The organism is Pseudomonas cistanchae, from assembly GCF_054483635.1.
This window is the reverse complement of record NZ_JBTLWN010000003.1, coordinates 348,259-365,190: the sequence shown is the minus strand read 5'-3', so window position 1 is coordinate 365,190 and position 16,932 is coordinate 348,259. Positions and strand designations below refer to the sequence as shown.

Genomic DNA, 16,932 nt, shown 5'->3' with positions numbered 1-16,932 from the left:
GCAACGACACCGCTTATCGGTGGTCTAGGGTTTAGCGCATTGACCTTTAGCATTCTGGAGCTTTCCGCATGTCGATCTACCGTGCCTTGTCGTCCGCTTTGCTGCTGTGCCTGAGCACGCCTGTGTGGGCGGCGCAGAAAGTCGATCTGGACTATCACGTTAGCTTCCTGCCGCAGAGCGACCAGGCCGAAGTGCGCCTGACTCTGGAAAAAGGCGAGCGGGTAGTCAGTCTCACGTTCAACTTGGGCGACAAGGGCTACTACAGCGACTTCAAGGGTGACGGGCAGTGGACCCAGAACAGCCCCGAGTCGGGCGTGTGGAAGCCGGCCAAAGGCCAGTCCAGCCTCAGTTACCGGGTGCGCATCAACCACCCGCGCAAGGACGACCGTTTCGACGCGCGGATGACCAAAGACTGGGCGTTGCTGCGCGGCGACGATCTGGTGCCGAGCGCGGTGCTGCGCCAGCAAGACAACACGCAGCTGGTCTCGCGGCTGACGTTCGAGCTGCCGAAAGGCTGGCGGGGCGTGGAAACCGGCTGGCCGCGCATTGGCAAGAACAAGTTCCGGATCAACGTGCCGGATCGCAAGTTCGACCGGCCGACGGGCTGGATTCTCGCCGGCAAGATCGGCACTCGTCGGGCCAAGCTCGGCGAAACCGACGTGACAGTCGCCGCGCCGGTTGGCGAGGGCATGCGCCGCATGGACATCCTGACGCTGCTGACGGTCGTCTGGCCCGAGGCCCAGGCGGTGTTTCCCCGCGACCCGGACAAGCTGTTGATCGTTGGCGCGGGCGACCCGATGTGGCGTGGCGGCCTGTCGGCGGCCAACTCCTATTTCATGCACGCCGACCGGCCACTGGTCAGCGAAAACGGCACCAGCTCACTGGTGCATGAACTGGTGCATGTGTTCAGCCGCATCCGTGACACCGATAAGAGCGATTGGATCAGCGAGGGCCTGGCCGAGTACTACGCGATCGAACTGATGCGCCGCGCCGGTGGCATGAGCGAGGATCGCTACCAGAGCGTGCGCGAGCACCTGATCGAGTGGAGCAAGCCGGTAAAGAGCCTGCGCGGCGAAAACGCTACGGGGCCGGTGACCGCGCGTGCGGTGCTGTTGCTGCAGGAACTCGATCGGGAAATCCGCCAAGCCACCAAGGACGGTGAAGCGCGCTCCCTGGACGATGTCACCCGCGGTCTGATGCGCCTGGACAAGGCCAGCACCCGCGACCTGATCGAAATCAGCGAGAACGTGATGGGCAAGGCGTCCGAGGTGCTCGACAGCAAGCTGCTGAAGTAATCTCGGCGCCAGCAGACTGGCTCAGAATTTCGGTCCGGACTTGGTGTTGTTGCCCTTGGCCATGCGGTCATACAGCACGACATTGACCGTGGCGGCGAGGTTCATGCAGCCCTGGGTCGGGATGTAGACCACGTCCTCGCACCAGGCACGAATGCTCTTGTCCAGCGAGCCGTCCTCCGGGCCGAAGATGTAGATCGCCCGGTCCGGATGGGTGTACTCCGGCAATGGTCGCGCGCCATCGACCAGTTCCACCGCCACCGGCGTGCAACCCAGCGGGATGATCTTCTGCAGGTCGTCGATGCCGATCAGCGGAATGTCCTGATGAATCTTCTTGGTGTCGGTGATGAAGTCGCGGGCGCGCTCATAGCGCTTGCCGGTGTAGAACACCGAGGCAACGCCATAGCAGCCGGCCGCGCGCATCACCGCGCCAACGTTTTCCGGGGATTTAGGGTTGAATAAACCGATGCAGCTGTATCGTTTCGCCACGAACCTGGGCCTTCATGCAAAGGGGCGGCAGTATACGTGCTGCCGGCCCGGCGCCCTCATTCTTTGCTTTTCAGCAACGCTGCGAGATCGGCAAATGCCTTGTGGGTCGACTTCGGCCCTTGCTGGCTGGCGGTCGAGCCTTCGCTGAAGTACTGCTGGTCGGTGTAGCGCGAGTGTTCGTTGTCGTGGCAGTACAGGCACAGCAGCTCCCAGTTGGAGCCATCCTGGGGGTTGTTGTCGTGGTTGTGGTCGCGGTGGTGCACCGTCAGTTCGCTCAGGCGCTTGCCCGAGAACTCGCGGGCGCAGCGGCCGCACACGTGCGGATACATCTTCAGGGCCTTGTCGCGGTAGCCTTCTTCGCGCGAGCGCTGGGCGTCGGCGAGGATGCGGTCGAGCTTGGCGGTGGCCGAGGGGGCTTTGTCGGTACTCATGGGACGCTGTCTCGTGTCAGGGCGCGGTGTGTCGACAGTGTAGCCCCGCCGGTGGTCGGGGAGAATGCCCGCAAGGGGCACTTACCGCGGCGACGGGAGCCCAACGCCTATAACTGCAAGGAGGATATGACGATGCGAACCCTCGCCACCCTGGCACTCAGTTTCGCCTTGATCGGTGCCGTACAGGCCCAGGATGCGATGCTGGCCAGCAATGATCGCGCGCCGGGCTCTCCCGGCACTGCCACCCCGCATCCGTTCGAGATTCCCGCACCGCGCCCGCTACCCAATGCCACGCCGAGCAGTCCGCCATTGCTCGACAACAGCTCCGGCAGTCGCATGAACCCGCGTCCAGCGACACTGCCGGAGCGCGATGGGGAACTGCCGTTGCTCGAGCAGCAACGCCAGCGCGAGAGCCCGTCACCGGCGCCTCGCAGCGAGCAACGCAGCGAGTAACGGCGCCTAGAGCTGCTGCTCGACGAGCTGCCCATCGGCCATGCGCAGGCGTTTGGACATGGCGACCGCGATGGCGCGGATCAGCTTGGCCGCCGGTTTTGGCGCCTCCTGCAGCATCTTGTCCAGCGAGTCCTTGGCGAGTATCAGCAAGGTGCACTCGCTGATCGCCACGCAGCTGGCGGAACGCCTCTCGCCATCGAGTACCGCCATCTCGCCGAACGCCCGACCCTTGCGCAGCTTGGCGATCTCCAGCGCTTCGCCGCTGGAATTGGTCTTGAGCACCGACACCGCGCCGAAATGGATGATGCACATGAAGGTTCCGGCGTCGCCCTCGTTGCAGATGACCTGGTTCTGCTCGACCCGGCTGATGCTGAAGTAACCTGCCGCGCACAGCAGTTCGCTGGGTTGCAGGCCATTGAGCATGCCGCTGTCGAGCAGCATGGTGTGGATTTCGTTGATCAGGGAGCTGTCGGGCATTTGGATTGTCGTCGTGTTTGCGCCGCGCAGAGTTGCCTGCGTGGCGGGTAAATGCAGTTACGTCCGGTTGAGTACTTTGAGAATAAACGCGTATTCCAGTGCCACATCCTTGAGCGCCTGATAGCGCCCGCTCATGCCGCCGTGGCCGGCGCCCAGGTCGGTCTTGAGCAGCACCAGGTTGTCATCGGTCTTACTGGCGCGCAGCTTGGCCACCCATTTGGCCGCTTCCCAATACTGCACGCGGCTGTCGTTGTAACCGGCTACCGCGAGTATGGCGGGGTAGGCCTGGGCGCTAACGTTTTCATAGGGCGCATAGGCTTTGATGCGGGCATACACCTCTGCCTGGTTGGGGTCGCCCCACTCGTCGTACTCGGTCACGGTCAGCGGTAGATCCGGGTTCTGCATGGTGTTGAGCACATCAACGAACGGCACCTCGGCAATGGCCGCGGCAAACAGCTCGGGGCGCTGATTGAGGGTTGCACCGATCAGCAGGCCACCGGCGCTGCCGCCGCTGATGGCGAGTTGATCGGAACGGGTGTAACCGTTGGCAATCAGGTGTTCGGCGCAGGCGATGAAATCACCGAAGCTGTTCTGCTTGTGCTCCAGTTTGCCGGCGCGATACCAGGCCTCGCCCAGTTCGCCGCCGCCGCGCACATGGGCGATGGCGTAGACGAAGCCGCGGTCCAGCAGGCTCAGGCGGGCGTGGGAAAACCACGGGTCGAGGCTTTCGCCATAGGAGCCGTAACCGTACAGGTAGAGCGGGGCAGCCTGACCCAGCACGTCACGCCGAGCCACCAGGCTGATCGGCACCTGCGTGCCGTCGGCGGCGGTGGCCCACAGCCGTTGGCTGATATAGGCCTCGGCGTCGAAGGGGCCTTCTACCGGCGTCTGCTTGAGCACCTGCTGATCGCCGTCGCTCAGGTTCAGCTGGCGGATCTGCGCCGGTCGATTGAGCGCTTCGTAGCGCAGGCGAATAACCGGGCTGGTGAATTCGAGGTTGTCCTGCACATGCAGGCTGTAGGCCGCGTCCGGCAACTTCACACGGTACGCAGGTTGGCCCTGAGGCTGCACTTCGATGATCGGCAGGCCGCCTTCACGCAGGCTGAGAATCAGCGCGCCGGCATTCAGGCTGAGGTCTTCGAGCATCACCTGCGGCTCGTGTTCGCGCAGTACCTGCCACTGCTGACGGGCTGGCGTTTGCTGCGGGTCGGCGTCTGGCGCGTAATACAGGGCGAAGTTGATGCCGCTCTGGTTGCTGCGGATGAACCACGCCCATTCGCCGTCGAGCTGGCCATGGTCGACGTAGTATTCGTGGTCTTCCTCGCGCGGGGCCACGCAGCGAAACGCCTGTTGTGGCGAGTCGGCGGCCAGCACCCAGGATTCGCTGGTGGTTTTGCTGCCCAGCAGCAGTATCAGCTGCCGCTCCGAACTGCTGCGGTAGCAATTGAGGAAGAAGCGCCCGTCGGGTTCATGAAACACCAGCTCCGCGCCGTCGCCGCCGAGGCGATGCCGGTAGAGCTTGTGCGGCCGATGGGTATCGTCCAGCTCGCCGAAGAACAGCGTCTGGCTGTCATTGGCCCAGGTCATGCTGCCATCGCAATCGGCGAACGGCAGTTCGCTGATGAGATTGCTGTTCAGCTCCTTGACGAACAACCGGTAGACCTCGTCGCCGCTGGTGTCGAGGCTATAGGCGAGTCGCTGCTGGTCCGGGCTGACGCTGAAGCTGCCGAGCGAGAGAAAACCGCCGTCAGCCAGGGCATTGGGGTCGAGCAGCAACTGCTCGCTCTGGCTGTCCACCGTCAGCGAGCCGTCGGCGGGTTTGCGGCAGCGGTAATGACGCGGGTATTCGTCGCCCGCAGTGGTGCGCTGGTAATAGAGGTAGTCGCCCCACGGCGAAGGCAGCGACAGATCGGTCTCGCGGATGCGCGCCTTGATCTCCTGGAACAGGCTTTCGCGCAGTTTGCTCTGCTCGGCGAGTTCGGCTTCGAGGTAGGCGTTCTCGGCGCGCAGGTGATCGAGTACGTCGTCGTGATCGCGGTTTTCCAGCCAGCGGTAAGGGTCGTCACCGGGCTCGATACGGGCGATGGGGGCGAGGGACATAGCGCTACTCCAATGGATGATGGCCGACAGCAGGGGCGCCGAGCCCGGCAAAAGCCGTTATCATAAGCCCCACGTCGCAGGCCAGCCGTTGAAAAATGCAGCGGCGTTGCATTTTTTCCCAGCCTGCAGCTTTGCTTCGATATGGACACGCCGTTCAATGACTGAAAACGACTATCTGCTCGCATGGGGCGCCTATGCCATCGCCGCGCTTGGTTGCCTGTTGGTAGGGTTCCGGCTGACCCGCTGGATGTGGCGATACGCCCGTGAGCCGCTGCGGGTGCTGATGGCGGTGCTGCTGTTCAGCCCGACCATCGTCGACCCGGCTAAAGAACTGTTCGCACCCTCCATCGCCATCACCGCCCTCGACCTCATCTTCGACATGGGCAACAACGTCTGGCGGGCGGTGGCTGACCTGGCCATGTATGGCCTGATCGCGTTCGCGCTGTACCTGCTGTTCGTGGCGGTGCGCTGGCCGATAGCGCGCTGGCTGCGCGCGCGGCGCGGCCCGGCCAGTGCAGGCGACGATGATTATGAACCTACCCTGCGCGAGCGCATGCAGCAGGAACAGGATCACGGCGACACCCGCTACGACCAGAATGGCGACCGACGCCTGCGGTTGGAACCGCGGATCTAGACGGGTTCCGGCGGCGCACCGCTTGCGTCGCTTACGCCGGGCGTTCAGCATAGGCCCACCGCATACAAGGAGGGCTTATGGACTGCGTGTTCTGTGCAATCGCCAATGACCGGCTTCCGGCCCATCGCATCTTCGAGGACGAACAGTTCATCGTCCTGCTGGACATCTTCCCGCTGCGTCCCGCCCATGTGCTGATCGTCAGCCGCCAGCACGCTCCGCTGCTCCGTGATCTTTGCCCTGTTGCCCGTGACCGCCTGTTGCCACTGGCCGAGCGTATCGCCGCCGCGATGCGCGCCAGCGGCTATGCTGCGCCAGGCATCAACTTCCTGATCAACGACGGCCCTTCGGCCAACCAGCATGTACCGCACCTGCATCTGCACCTGATTCCACGGCGTGCCGGCGACCTGCTGTCGCTGATCTGGCGAGTGCCGACGCGCTTTCTGCCGTTCGGCCGCAAGCGTCTGGAACGCAGCCTGCACGAGCAGGCGCAGCGCTTGCGCGCAGCCCTGGAAAGCGAGCTTGCCCATGTGTGAGTTGCTCGGTATGAGCGCCAACGTGCCCACCGACATCGTGTTCAGTTTTACCGGGTTGATGCAGCGCGGCGGTCGAACCGGCCCGCACCGCGACGGCTGGGGCGTGGCCTTTTATGAAGGGCGTGGCTTGCGCCTGTTCCAGGACCCGCGGGCGAGCAGCGAGTCGGAGGTGGCGTTGCTGGTGCAGCGTTATCCGATCAAGAGCGAGGTGGTGATCGGCCATATTCGTCAGGCCAATGTCGGCCGCGTCTGCCTGGCCAATACCCATCCCTTCGTCCGGGAAATGTGGGGGCGCAACTGGTGTTTCGCCCATAACGGCCAGCTGGCCAATCTGCCGGCGAGTGCCGATTTCTATCGTCCGATTGGCGACACGGACAGCGAAACGGCGTTCTGCGATTTGCTCAACCGTCTGCGTAACGCGTTCCCCGAGCCGGTGGCCGTGGAGGTGCTGTTGCCGGCGCTGGTCGAAGCCTGCGCCGGTTATCGCCAGCATGGCGTTTTCAACTGCCTGCTCAGCGATGGCGACTGGTTGTTCAGCTTCTGCTCGAGCAAGCTGGCACACATCACCCGGCGCGCGCCATTCGGTCCGGCCTACCTGCGCGACGCCGACCTGCAGGTGGATTTTCAAGCGGAAACCACCCCCAACGACGTGGTGACGGTGGTTGCCACCGAGCCGTTAACCGCGAACGAAAGCTGGGCGCTGTTCCAGCCGGGGGAATGGCGCTTGTGGCAGGGTGGCGAGTGCGTGGCCTGGGGCATGGCCGACTGAGTGATTGTTTCGTGCAGGATTTTTCCAGAGGGGGGAGCGATGTTCAGGAGTTACTTGCGGTTGGCGCTGTTTGGTCTGGGGCTGCTGGTGGGCGTTCAGGTGCCTGGTTTTATTGACGATTACAGCAAGCGGGTCGAGGCGCATCGGATCGAGTCGGAGCAGGGACTCAAGGGCTTTCGTGACACCGCCCGACGCTTTTTCAAGGGTGACCTGGATGCGCTGGTGGCCCATTATCAGGTTAGCAAGGATCCAGTGATGCGCAGCGATGCGCACAGTGTGAGCGTGCTGGTGCAGCGCGGACAGTTTCTGGAGATGGAAGCGAAGGCCATGCAGGGGCCTTGGTATGGCCAAGTCTGGCACCTTGCGACCGCCGCCGACCCCGAGTTGATCGAGGAAACCTTCGCGGCCTACCGCTATCAGGTGTTGCTGGCGCCGGAAGCCATCGCCTGGGGCATTGCCTGCGCACTGCTGCTGGCCTGGTTGCTGGAAAGCCTGGTACTGCTGGTGGGCATGCTGTTGGGTGCAGGACGCAGTCAGAAAGTGCAGCAGCGGCACTGGCGTTAAGCACCTCCCTGCGGTGTGCTCCACGTCGGCCATCAGGCAGTAAGCGTAAACAGCCGCTAAAACAATCAAGGCCCGTAAAAGGCCTTGATTGTCTGAGAGGTGTGGTTATTTCGACAGGAATTTCATGCCGTCTTCCAGGCCCTGCAACGTCAGCGGGTACATCTGGTCTTCCACGAGCTCGCGCATGATGTTGGTCGAGGCCGTGTAGCCCCAGGTGTCCTTGGGGTAGGGGTTGATCCAGATCAGCTTCTTGTACTTCTCCATGAAACGCTTGATCCAGACGTAGCCCGGTTCCTCGTTCCAGTGCTCGACGCTGCCGCCGGCCTGGGTGATCTCGTAGGGCGCCATGGCCGCATCGCCGACAAACACCACCTTGTAGTCGGCGCCATACTTGTGCAGCAGGTCCTGAGTGGAGAAGCGCTCGGAGGTGCGACGCAGGTTGTTCTTCCACACCGACTCGTACACGCAGTTATGGAAGTAGAAGTACTCCATGTGCTTGAACTCGGTCTTGCAGGCGCTGAACAGCTCTTCGCAGACCTTCACATGGGCGTCCATCGAGCCGCCGATGTCGAACAGAATCAGCAGTTTCACCGTGTTGCGCCGCTCCGGGCGCATCTGGATGTTCAGCAGGCCGCCGTCCTTGGCGGTGTGGTCGATGGTGCCGTCGAGGTCGAGTTCATCCTGGGCGCCCTGGCGAGCGAACTTGCGCAAGCGGCGCAGGGCCACCTTGATATTGCGCGTGCCCAGTTCGACCTGGTCGTCGAGGTTCTTGTACTCGCGCTGGTCCCAGACCTTGACCGCCTTGCCCTGGCGCTTGCCGGCGTCGCCCACGCGGATGCCTTCCGGGTTGAAACCGCCGGAGCCGAACGGGCTGGTGCCGCCAGTGCCGATCCACTTGTTGCCGCCTTCGTGGCGTTCTTTCTGTTCTTCCAGGCGCTTCTTAAACTCCTCGATCAGCTTGTCGAGGCCGCCGAGGGACTCGATCTTGGCGCGCTCCTCGTCAGTCAGCGAGCGCTCGAATTCCTTGCGCAGCCACTCATCGGGGATCAACGCCTCAATGTGCTGGTTGAGGTTTTCCAGGCCCTTGAAGTAGGCGCCGAACGCGCGATCGAACTTGTCGAAATGCCGCTCGTCCTTGACCAGGATGGTGCGCGAGAGGAAATAGAACTCGTCCATATCGGCGAACACCACGTTGTGTTTCAACGCGTTGATCAGGTCGAGCAGCTCGCGCACCGATACCGGCACCTTGGCGGCGCGCATTTCATTGAATAGGTTGAGCAGCATGGGCACCTCAGGTCGTGCCGACGTATCAAGGCACAGGAAATAAAGCCGTTATCAAGTGTCGCCGGTGTGCTGAGTCAGGCCGTCGCGAATCTCATACCAGTCGGCCTTGGAGCCGGTGAAGATATGCTTCTGCGGCAGCACCCCGAGTGGCGAGTCGAGGGTGCCGGCAGTCACGCCGACGGTGTGATCGCGGTTGTCGACAAATTGCAGGTTGGCTCCGCAGCGTTTGCAGAACGTGCGAGTTACATGTTCGGAGGAGTGATGCGCGCCGAGCTGATCCTTGCCTTCAGTGAAATGAAAAGCCTCCAGCGGCACGCTGGCATAGGTCGCAAAAGCAGCACCGTGCGCTTTACGGCACATGCTGCAGTGGCAGTGGCTCAGAGCCGTGATAGGCGCGTCGATGCGGTATTTGACGATGCCACACAGGCAGCTTCCGGTATGCATAACACTTCCTCCATCAGCGGGATGGCCTGCCGCAGGCGGCAGGCTTCAATCAGCGGCTGGCGCGGCGGCTCATAAACGCCAGGCGCTCGAGCAACTGCACATCTTGCTCATTCTTCACCAGGGCGCCGGCGAGTGGCGGGATGGCCTTCGTCGGATCGCGCTCGCGCAGCACGGCTTCGCCGATGTTGTCGGCCATCAGCAATTTCAGCCAGTCAACCAGCTCGGAGGTCGACGGCTTCTTCTTCAGGCCCGGCACCTTGCGCACATCGAAGAACACGTCCAGCGCTTCGGCCACCAGGTCTTTCTTGATGTCCGGGTAGTGCACGTCGACGATCTTCTGCAGCGTCGCGCGGTCAGGGAAGGCGATGTAGTGGAAGAAGCAGCGGCGCAGGAAGGCGTCCGGTAGTTCCTTTTCGTTGTTCGAGGTAATGATGATGATCGGACGCTTTTTCGCCTTGATCGTCTCGTCAGTCTCGTAAACGTAGAACTCCATCTTGTCGAGTTCTTGCAACAGGTCGTTGGGGAACTCGATATCGGCCTTGTCGATTTCGTCGATCAGCAGGATCACCCGATCCTCGGATTCGAAGGCTTCCCAGAGCTTGCCCTTCTTGATGTAGTTGCGCACATCGTGGACTTTCTCGGAATCCAGTTGGGAATCACGCAGGCGGCTGACCGCATCGTATTCATAGAGGCCCTGATGAGCCTTGGTGGTGGACTTGATGTGCCAGGTGATCAGGCGAGCGCCGAAGGATTCAGCCAGTTGCTCCGCCAGCATGGTCTTGCCGGTACCGGGCTCGCCCTTGACCAGCAGGGGTCGCTCCAGGGTGATGGCAGCGTTGACCGCAAGCTTGAGGTCGTCGGTGGCGACGTAGGACTGGGTGCCTTCGAACTTCATCGGTAAATCCTCGAACGAAAAAATACGCAGGCGATACCCGCGGGTTCAGTATTTGGAAGCGCCGACTATAACGCGCGACCTTGGCCTCTGTGAACGCAGAAGCCTCATTCAGTCACTGAATGGCCGGTTACTCGGCCGCTGGGGCGGGATCACCCTCTTCGAGCGAGGACTCGAAACGGGTGTTGAAGGCCTGGATGAAGCCGTTGCGCAGAATCGCAATAAACGCCTGGAAGGCGCTGACGTCCTGCTGATGGACGTTGCCGCTGAGTTCCACCCGGGTGGCGAACTGGTCGACGCGCTGGTTTTTCAGCAGGTTTTCGCTGCCGCCAACGATGGCTTCCCAGACCGAGCGGAAGAAACCCTTGTCGTCGCGGGTTACGTCCTGTTCCCAATCGAAGACCTGAACGTCTCGCAGCAGCGGTTTGATATAGCCGCTGAGCTCGCCGTCGTCGGCGCGGGCTTCGACCACCAGATTGCCGGTGCCGGCCTTGAAGTCGAACTTGCCGTAGGCGCTGGAAAAGGAGTTGAGTTCGGGCAGTTTGATGTCGGTGGTGCGCAGCTTGAGTTCGAAGTTCTCGAAATCGGCCAGCGGGTCGAACGACGCGGTGGCTTCCAGGGGCGCGTGGCCAAGCAGCTGCGCCTTGCCCTCGAAGCGGGCAACGTGCCGGCCTTGTTCGTCCGCCACGGTGGTCAGGTTGTACACGCTGGCATCGACATCGCTGGCCTGCAGTTCGACCGGTGGATCCGAGGTGAAATTGTGGAAATGAATACGCCCATCGACCACGCGCAATTCATCCAGAGTGATCGGCAGCAGCTTTTTCAGCTGCTCGCGCCAATCAGTGCCTTCACCCGTCTGCGAGGCCTGTTCGTCGGTGCCGCCGTCAACGAAGTTGAGCACCGGTTGCTCGAATATCACCTGGGCGACAATGGCGCGTTTGTACCAGAGCGCATTCCAACTGACCGCCAGATCGATAACCGGCGCTTCGACGAATGGCAGCGGCACACGTCCATCGGTTTTGACGATTTCAAGCCCGTTGATCTGGTATGCGCCGCGCCACCATGCGAGGTCCACATCGGTGATCTGGCCACGGTAATCGCCCATGTCGGCGAGCTTGTCGTTCAAGTAGTTGCGCACCAGGATTGGCAGTGTGAAATGCAGCACCACCAAAGCGATGAGCAGGCCGAGGAGTATCCATTGGGGAATGCTGTAGCGTCTTTTCATGAATAGACTGACTCGTTACCCACGGCTGGGTTCCAGCAAATATTCGGGCACTGGACTGCCGCGCTCATGAGTCTTAGGCTTGAGCGCTTATTCGGCAACGCACGCACAAGGACATCGCCATGAGCCGCATCTTCGCAGACAACGCACAAACTATCGGCAACACCCCTCTGGTTCGAATCAATCGCCTGGGGCCGGCCGGTGTAACCATCTTGGCCAAGATCGAGGGGCGCAACCCGGCCTACTCGGTAAAGTGCCGGATCGGCGCCAGCATGGTGTGGGATGCAGAAGAGCGCGGCGTGCTCAAGCCAGGCATGACCATCGTCGAACCGACCTCGGGCAACACCGGCATCGGTCTGGCGTTCGTTGCCGCAGCGCGCGGTTACAAGCTGGTGCTGACCATGCCGGCCTCGATGAGCCTGGAACGGCGCAAGGTATTGAAAGCCCTGGGCGCCGAGCTGGTACTGACCGAACCGGCCAAGGGCATGAAGGGCGCGATCGAGAAGGCTGCGGAAATCGCGGCGTCCGACCCTGAAACCTATTTCATGCCCCAGCAGTTCAACAACCCGGCCAACCCGGCGATCCACGAAAAAACCACTGGCCCGGAAATCTGGAACGACACCGAGGGCGCGGTGGATGTGCTGGTTTCCGGCGTAGGCACAGGCGGCACCATCACCGGGGTGTCGCGCTACATCAAGCAGATCCAGGGCAAGCCGATTCTGTCGGTCGCGGTGGAGCCGGTCAGCTCGCCGGTCATCAGCCAGACCCTCGCCGGCGACGAAGTCAAACCCAGCCCGCACAAGATCCAGGGCATCGGTGCCGGTTTCGTGCCGAACAACCTCGACCTGGCAATGGTCGACCGGGTTGAGCAGGTCACTGACGAAGAATCCAAGGCGGTTGCCCAGCGGCTGATGCGCGAAGAGGGCATCCTCTGCGGCATTTCCTGCGGCGCGGCCATGGCAGCTGCGTTGCGACTGGCAGCCGAGCCGCAGATGCAAGGCAAGACCATGGTGGTAATCCTGCCGGATTCCGGCGAGCGCTACCTGTCGAGCATGCTGTTCGCCGACCTGTTTACCGATCAGGAATTGCAGCAGTAAGGGTGCACTGGCCTGTGATCAAGCCGCCTTCGGGCGGCTTTTTTGTAGGGTGCGCCGTGCGCACCAAAACGACCGTCCATTGGTGCGCGCAGCGCACCCTACACTTTCGCTGCACTGGGCCGCACCACCGGCATCGTAGGGCGGACATGCCGAAGGCTTGTCCGCCATTGGGCAGCCAGCGGTGGACAACGCTCCGCTATGTCCACCCTACATAGCGCACCCCGGATAGGCATGGCGCAATTCGATATCCGCCATTTATCGGCTTAGCTGGCTTTGATCGGCGCCGGGGTTGTTGTGGGCCGGACCACCAGCCAGAGCGCGATGGCGATCAGCACGCCGCCGTACAGGTACGCCCAGGACAAGGGTTCGTCCAGCAGCAGCGCGCCCCAGAGCACGCCGAAAGGCGGGATCAGGAAGGTGGTCGTCGATGCCTTGATCGGCCCGACATCCGTCAGCAGGCGAAAGTACAACACGTAGGCGAACGCCGTGCAGATCAGGCCCAGCCCCGCCAGGGACAGCCAGACGTCCAAGCCGCCCCAGTGCGCAGGCGGTTGCACCGCCATCGCGCCGCCGAACAACGGCAGCAAGAACAGGCTGGCGCCACACAGGCTGGCGAAGGCCGTCAGGCGATTGTCCAGGCCGCCTTGCTGACCAATCCAGCGCCGGGCCAGAAAGCCGGCAAAACCATAGCAGGTGGTTGCCACCAGGCATGCCGCGGCGCCCAGCAACAGGTCAAGGTCGAAGGCCACCGGCCCGGTTCGGGTCAGTACCGCCACGCCGAACAGACCCAGGGCGACGCCTGCGGCTTTGCTCAGGGTCAGCGCTTCGGCGAAGAACAGCATGCCGATCAACACGCCCATCATCGGTGTAGTGGCGTTGAAGATGGCCGAGTAACCCGCGGGGAGAACCAGCGCGGCCAGGCAGTACATGGCGGACGGCAGGCCGGCGTTGATCACCCCAAGCACCAGGCACTGCCTGAGCTTGCCTCGAAAATCCCAAGGCACCCGCATCATCAGCAAAATCACCAGCAGGCCAAGCGCGCCGAGGCTGGCGCGAAAAAACGCGGTCGGCATGCTGCCCAGCACGGGCGCGATGATGCGCATGAACAGAAAGCTTGCGCCCCAGACGGCGGCGAGCATGAGCAAACGCATCAGATCGGCGGGGCGCACAGTGGCCTCCAAATCATTTGAAAGGCGCGCAGTGTTGCCGGTCCGGGCGCCGCAAGGCAATCCGAAAAGCGCTTTTATATTCGCGCCTTGGCCGGCCTGTGAGCGGGCTACTTGCAGCATCGTGCAATCGGCGCTTTTCCTCCGCGACGGCACTGGCTAAGCTCGCCGCATCATCAGCGCGTTCAGCAGGGGTTCGTTCATGCCACAGCAATGGCCAGCCGGCGATATCGCCAAGCTTATCCTCGATGGCTTCGACGACTATCGCGAGCAGTTCCGCCAGATCACCAATGGCGCGCGGCTGCGTTTCGAGCAGGCCCAGTGGCAGGAAATCCAGCAGGCGTCGGCCGCCCGCATCGCGCTTTACGAAGAGTGCGTGGGCGAAACCGGCGAGCGGCTGCGCGGCAGTTATGCCGATGAGGTGCTTCTGGATGTCAGCCAGTGGCCGCTGGTCAAGTCGGCCTACATCGCCTTGATCGACCTGCGGTGCGACGACGAATTGGCGGAAACCTGGTTCAACTCGATCTATTGCGGCCTGTTCAGCCATGACCAGATCAACGACGGCTGCATGTTCATTCACACCACTCGACCGGCCATGCGAGCCAATGCGCCCGTGCCGCTGACGCGTGTCTATCAGCCCAAGGGCGATATCGAGGGTACGCTGCGGCAGATCTTCGACGACTACCGCTTCGAAGTGGCGTACGAGGACTTGTCGCGCGACCTGACCCGGCTACTCAAGCAGATGCGCGAAAACTTGCCGGACTGGGTGTGCAAGGACCCGGACCTGAGCATCGAGCTGTTCTCCTCGCGGCTGTATCGCAACAAGGGCGCGTACCTGGTCGGGCGCATTAATACCCGCGACGAGCAGTGGCCGCTGGTGATTCCGCTGCTGCACCGCGAAGGGCAGGGCATTCAGGTCGATACGCTGATCACCGACGAAGCCGAGGTGTCGATCATCTTTTCCTTCACCCGATCCTATTTCATGGTGCGGGTCGGTTACCCGGCGGAGTTCGTCGGCTTCCTCAAGCGCATTCTGCCGGGCAAGCATATCGCCGAGCTGTACACCTCGATCGGTTTCTACAAGCACGGCAAATCGGAGTTTTACCGCGCGCTGATCAATCACCTGGCCAATACCGACGACAAGTTCATCATGGCCCCCGGCGTGCGCGGCATGGTCATGAGCGTGTTCACCCTGCCGGGCTTCAACACCGTGTTCAAGATCATCAAGGACCGGTTCTCGCCGTCGAAGAACGTCGACCGTGCCACGGTGATCGAGAAATACCGCCTGGTGAAAACCGTCGACCGGGTAGGGCGCATGGCCGATACCCAGGAGTTCGCCGACTTTCGTTTTCCGGTCAGCAAATTCGAGCCGGAATGCCTGGCCGAACTGCTGGAGGTGGCACCGTCGACCGTCGAGGTCAACGGCGATACGGTGCTGGTACGTCACTGCTGGACCGAGCGGCGCATGATTCCGTTGAACATGTATGTGGAAAGTGCCAGCGAAGCCCAGGTGCGTGAAGCGCTGGACGATTACGGTCTGGCGATCAAACAGCTGGCGGCGGCCAACATCTTTCCCGGCGACATGCTGCTGAAAAATTTCGGCGTCACTCGCCACGGCCGGGTGGTGTTCTACGACTACGACGAAATCTGTTATCTCACCGAGGCGAACTTCCGGCGCATTCCGCCGCCGCGTTACCTGGAGGATGAAATGTCTTCCGAGCCCTGGTATTCGGTAGCGCCGCTGGACGTATTCCCCGAGGAATTCCCGCCGTTCCTGTTCGCCGACATGCAGCAGCGCAAGCTGTTCAGCGAGCTGCACGGTGATCTGTACGACGCCGATTACTGGAAAGGGCTGCAGGATGCGATCCGCGCCGGCAAGGTGATCGACGTATTCCCTTACCGACGCAAAGCCGAGCGCACGGAGTGACCGAGGCGCGCGGCATTGCGTATCAAGACGTGTCGCACCCTTGAATATTCGCCTGATTGAACGCATCTGTGTCTGACACGTCGATACAGAATCGGGCATCGCGGCCGATAGCAGGTGATACGGCCGTCGGATGGCATGACAGCTGGTCGTATAAACGCGGTTCGATTCGCCCCGGGCCTCGGCAATTCGCCGGGGTTCATCTACGCTGACACTGGGTGCGTTGAGCACCTTCTCGAAGTCCTTGGCAGGAGGTAATTCCATGATCGCCAAGTTGCATAACGCCTTACACGATCTGCTGGTTGCCCTGGGCTTGCTCGACCGCCCGCAGCTGCAACCCATCCCCGTACGCAACGACGACTCGCGTCGCCCGCAGTCTCCACGCCGACGCCGTTGATTGCGGGCGTCTGCTGATACGAGCAGACCAGGCCGCCTCTAAACTGCGCAATTTCGACAGGCGAGCACCTGACGTGTTCTCGGTGGGCACTTGCTGCAGCGCTTCGCCTGAAGCCTGTGGCACACTGCGCGGCGTCAGGAGATGCCGATGCCCCGCCTTCAATGCCCCCGCTGTGACCGACCGCTTGACCGCTGCCTGTGTGCCCTGATTCCCCGCCTGTCGAGCCGCACACGCATACTGATCCTGCAACACCCGAGTGAAACCCGGCACGCGCTCAATACGGCGCGTTTTGCCGCGCTCGGCCTGCTCAATGCAACGCTGAAGGTCGGTGAGGTCTTCGAGGACCTGCCAACGCTGCTGACGCAGCCGGGCTATGCCGCCCATCTGCTGTTTCCGGGGGAAACCGCCCTGTCGCTGGCGCAGGTCGCGCAACACACGACAGCGCAGCCGATGCTACTGGTGGTGCCGGATGGCACCTGGCGCAAAGCGCGCAAGCTGCTGCACTGCAATCCGCTGCTGGGAAGCCTTCCCCGGGTGACGTTACCAGCGGGGAAACCGTCGCGTTATCGCTTGCGCAAGGCGCCAGCGGCAGATGCCGTGTCGACCCTTGAAGCCATCGTCAACGCCCTCGATCTGCTCGAAGCGCCGCAGCGTTTCGACGCGCTCTTGAAGCCCTTCGATGCCTTGATTGATGGCCAGATCGACGCGATGGGCGAGCAGACATACCAGCGCAATCACCTTGGTCACGACTGACGCGGTCCGCA

The 16,932-nt window shown here is 62.2% G+C and carries 19 protein-coding genes; 10 read left to right on the top strand and 9 right to left on the bottom strand.

What is annotated here, in order from left to right; all coding sequences use genetic code 11:
- Positions 1 to 68 precede the first annotated feature (68 nt).
- Positions 69 to 1,295: a hypothetical protein gene (locus ACX0MV_RS11690; RefSeq protein ID WP_458982675.1), complete on the top strand. Its 1,227-nt coding sequence runs from the start codon at positions 69 to 71 to the stop codon at positions 1,293 to 1,295.
- Between the two features lie 21 nt (positions 1,296 to 1,316).
- Here ACX0MV_RS11690 and ACX0MV_RS11685 read toward each other — a convergent pair whose 3' ends face one another.
- Complete coding sequence (locus ACX0MV_RS11685; protein ID WP_458982674.1) at positions 1,317 to 1,781, bottom strand: RNA methyltransferase; 465 nt, start codon at positions 1,779 to 1,781, stop codon at positions 1,317 to 1,319.
- A gap of 56 nt (positions 1,782 to 1,837) precedes the next feature.
- Positions 1,838 to 2,212, bottom strand: coding sequence for a YajD family HNH nuclease (locus ACX0MV_RS11680; protein WP_458982673.1), 375 nt, complete (start codon positions 2,210 to 2,212; stop codon positions 1,838 to 1,840).
- Between the two features lie 132 nt (positions 2,213 to 2,344).
- On the opposite strand from ACX0MV_RS11680, the gene ACX0MV_RS11675 reads away from it, so the two are divergent.
- Positions 2,345 to 2,665 (top strand): hypothetical protein, encoded by a 321-nt coding sequence (locus ACX0MV_RS11675; protein ID WP_458982672.1) that lies wholly within the window; start codon positions 2,345 to 2,347, stop codon positions 2,663 to 2,665.
- Between the two features lie 6 nt (positions 2,666 to 2,671).
- On the opposite strand, the gene ACX0MV_RS11670 is transcribed toward ACX0MV_RS11675, so the two are convergent.
- Positions 2,672 to 3,142, bottom strand: coding sequence for a cyclic nucleotide-binding domain-containing protein (locus ACX0MV_RS11670; protein ID WP_458982671.1), 471 nt, complete (start codon positions 3,140 to 3,142; stop codon positions 2,672 to 2,674).
- Between the two features lie 57 nt (positions 3,143 to 3,199).
- Complete coding sequence (locus tag ACX0MV_RS11665; RefSeq protein WP_458982670.1) at positions 3,200 to 5,242, bottom strand: S9 family peptidase; 2,043 nt, start codon at positions 5,240 to 5,242, stop codon at positions 3,200 to 3,202.
- 157 nt (positions 5,243 to 5,399) lie between these two features.
- On the opposite strand from ACX0MV_RS11665, the gene ACX0MV_RS11660 reads away from it, so the two are divergent.
- From ACX0MV_RS11660 to ACX0MV_RS11645, 4 genes are all read left to right on the top strand, one after another.
- Complete coding sequence (locus ACX0MV_RS11660) at positions 5,400 to 5,876, top strand: MFS transporter (protein WP_458982669.1); 477 nt, start codon at positions 5,400 to 5,402, stop codon at positions 5,874 to 5,876.
- A 77-nt stretch (positions 5,877 to 5,953) separates the two neighbouring features.
- Positions 5,954 to 6,409, top strand: a complete 456-nt coding sequence (locus tag ACX0MV_RS11655) for an HIT family protein (protein WP_458982668.1) — start codon at positions 5,954 to 5,956, stop codon at positions 6,407 to 6,409.
- Entirely contained in the window at positions 6,402 to 7,178 is a 777-nt protein-coding gene (locus ACX0MV_RS11650) for a class II glutamine amidotransferase (RefSeq protein ID WP_458982667.1), read from the top strand. Before ACX0MV_RS11655 ends, ACX0MV_RS11650 begins: the two co-directional genes overlap by 8 nt.
- Positions 7,179 to 7,217: 39 nt before the next feature.
- The gene (locus tag ACX0MV_RS11645; RefSeq protein WP_458982666.1) at positions 7,218 to 7,742 is read left to right on the top strand and encodes a DUF2937 family protein; all 525 of its coding nucleotides are present in this window, start codon (positions 7,218 to 7,220) and stop codon (positions 7,740 to 7,742) included.
- Positions 7,743 to 7,847: 105 nt separating this feature from the next.
- On the opposite strand, the gene ACX0MV_RS11640 is transcribed toward ACX0MV_RS11645, so the two are convergent.
- From ACX0MV_RS11640 to ACX0MV_RS11625, 4 genes are all read right to left on the bottom strand, one after another.
- Positions 7,848 to 9,026, bottom strand: coding sequence for a vWA domain-containing protein (locus ACX0MV_RS11640; protein WP_458982665.1), 1,179 nt, complete (start codon positions 9,024 to 9,026; stop codon positions 7,848 to 7,850).
- Positions 9,027 to 9,077: 51 nt separating this feature from the next.
- Positions 9,078 to 9,470, bottom strand: coding sequence for a GFA family protein (locus ACX0MV_RS11635; RefSeq protein ID WP_458982664.1), 393 nt, complete (start codon positions 9,468 to 9,470; stop codon positions 9,078 to 9,080).
- 49 nt (positions 9,471 to 9,519) lie between these two features.
- A complete protein-coding gene (locus ACX0MV_RS11630; protein ID WP_458982663.1) occupies positions 9,520 to 10,365 on the bottom strand; it encodes an AAA family ATPase in 846 nt (281 codons plus the stop codon).
- 127 nt (positions 10,366 to 10,492) lie between these two features.
- Positions 10,493 to 11,587, bottom strand: a complete 1,095-nt coding sequence (locus ACX0MV_RS11625) for a DUF748 domain-containing protein (protein ID WP_458982662.1) — start codon at positions 11,585 to 11,587, stop codon at positions 10,493 to 10,495.
- A gap of 119 nt (positions 11,588 to 11,706) precedes the next feature.
- On the opposite strand from ACX0MV_RS11625, the gene cysK reads away from it, so the two are divergent.
- A complete protein-coding gene (gene cysK, locus ACX0MV_RS11620; protein ID WP_458982661.1) occupies positions 11,707 to 12,681 on the top strand; it encodes a cysteine synthase A in 975 nt (324 codons plus the stop codon).
- Positions 12,682 to 12,944: 263 nt separating this feature from the next.
- Here cysK and ACX0MV_RS11615 read toward each other — a convergent pair whose 3' ends face one another.
- Entirely contained in the window at positions 12,945 to 13,850 is a 906-nt protein-coding gene (locus ACX0MV_RS11615) for a DMT family transporter (protein ID WP_458982660.1), read from the bottom strand.
- 199 nt (positions 13,851 to 14,049) lie between these two features.
- Here ACX0MV_RS11615 and aceK point away from each other — a divergent pair, with 199 nt between their 5' ends.
- The 3 genes from aceK (at position 14,050) to ACX0MV_RS11600 (ending at position 16,921) form a co-directional block, all read left to right on the top strand.
- Positions 14,050 to 15,774 (top strand): bifunctional isocitrate dehydrogenase kinase/phosphatase, encoded by a 1,725-nt coding sequence (gene aceK / locus ACX0MV_RS11610; RefSeq protein ID WP_458982659.1) that lies wholly within the window; start codon positions 14,050 to 14,052, stop codon positions 15,772 to 15,774.
- A gap of 259 nt (positions 15,775 to 16,033) precedes the next feature.
- The gene (locus ACX0MV_RS11605; RefSeq protein WP_458982658.1) at positions 16,034 to 16,168 is read left to right on the top strand and encodes a PA1414 family protein; all 135 of its coding nucleotides are present in this window, start codon (positions 16,034 to 16,036) and stop codon (positions 16,166 to 16,168) included.
- Positions 16,169 to 16,315: 147 nt separating this feature from the next.
- Positions 16,316 to 16,921, top strand: coding sequence for a tRNA-uridine aminocarboxypropyltransferase (locus ACX0MV_RS11600; RefSeq protein WP_458982657.1), 606 nt, complete (start codon positions 16,316 to 16,318; stop codon positions 16,919 to 16,921).
- Positions 16,922 to 16,932: the final 11 nt, after the last annotated feature.

Coding starts and splice junctions, on each gene's coding strand:
- ACX0MV_RS11690 (WP_458982675.1), top strand. CDS start 69: ATGTCGATCTACCGTGCCTTGTCGTCCGCTTTGCTGCTGTGCCTGAGC.
- ACX0MV_RS11680 (WP_458982673.1), bottom strand. CDS start 2,212: ATGAGTACCGACAAAGCCCCCTCGGCCACCGCCAAGCTCGACCGCATC.
- ACX0MV_RS11675 (WP_458982672.1), top strand. CDS start 2,345: ATGCGAACCCTCGCCACCCTGGCACTCAGTTTCGCCTTGATCGGTGCC.
- ACX0MV_RS11670 (WP_458982671.1), bottom strand. CDS start 3,142: ATGCCCGACAGCTCCCTGATCAACGAAATCCACACCATGCTGCTCGAC.
- ACX0MV_RS11665 (WP_458982670.1), bottom strand. CDS start 5,242: ATGTCCCTCGCCCCCATCGCCCGTATCGAGCCCGGTGACGACCCTTAC.
- ACX0MV_RS11660 (WP_458982669.1), top strand. CDS start 5,400: ATGACTGAAAACGACTATCTGCTCGCATGGGGCGCCTATGCCATCGCC.
- ACX0MV_RS11655 (WP_458982668.1), top strand. CDS start 5,954: ATGGACTGCGTGTTCTGTGCAATCGCCAATGACCGGCTTCCGGCCCAT.
- ACX0MV_RS11650 (WP_458982667.1), top strand. CDS start 6,402: ATGTGTGAGTTGCTCGGTATGAGCGCCAACGTGCCCACCGACATCGTG.
- ACX0MV_RS11645 (WP_458982666.1), top strand. CDS start 7,218: ATGTTCAGGAGTTACTTGCGGTTGGCGCTGTTTGGTCTGGGGCTGCTG.
- ACX0MV_RS11640 (WP_458982665.1), bottom strand. CDS start 9,026: ATGCTGCTCAACCTATTCAATGAAATGCGCGCCGCCAAGGTGCCGGTA.
- ACX0MV_RS11635 (WP_458982664.1), bottom strand. CDS start 9,470: ATGCATACCGGAAGCTGCCTGTGTGGCATCGTCAAATACCGCATCGAC.
- ACX0MV_RS11630 (WP_458982663.1), bottom strand. CDS start 10,365: ATGAAGTTCGAAGGCACCCAGTCCTACGTCGCCACCGACGACCTCAAG.
- ACX0MV_RS11625 (WP_458982662.1), bottom strand. CDS start 11,587: ATGAAAAGACGCTACAGCATTCCCCAATGGATACTCCTCGGCCTGCTC.
- cysK (WP_458982661.1), top strand. CDS start 11,707: ATGAGCCGCATCTTCGCAGACAACGCACAAACTATCGGCAACACCCCT.
- aceK (WP_458982659.1), top strand. CDS start 14,050: ATGCCACAGCAATGGCCAGCCGGCGATATCGCCAAGCTTATCCTCGAT.
- ACX0MV_RS11605 (WP_458982658.1), top strand. CDS start 16,034: ATGATCGCCAAGTTGCATAACGCCTTACACGATCTGCTGGTTGCCCTG.
- ACX0MV_RS11600 (WP_458982657.1), top strand. CDS start 16,316: ATGCCCCGCCTTCAATGCCCCCGCTGTGACCGACCGCTTGACCGCTGC.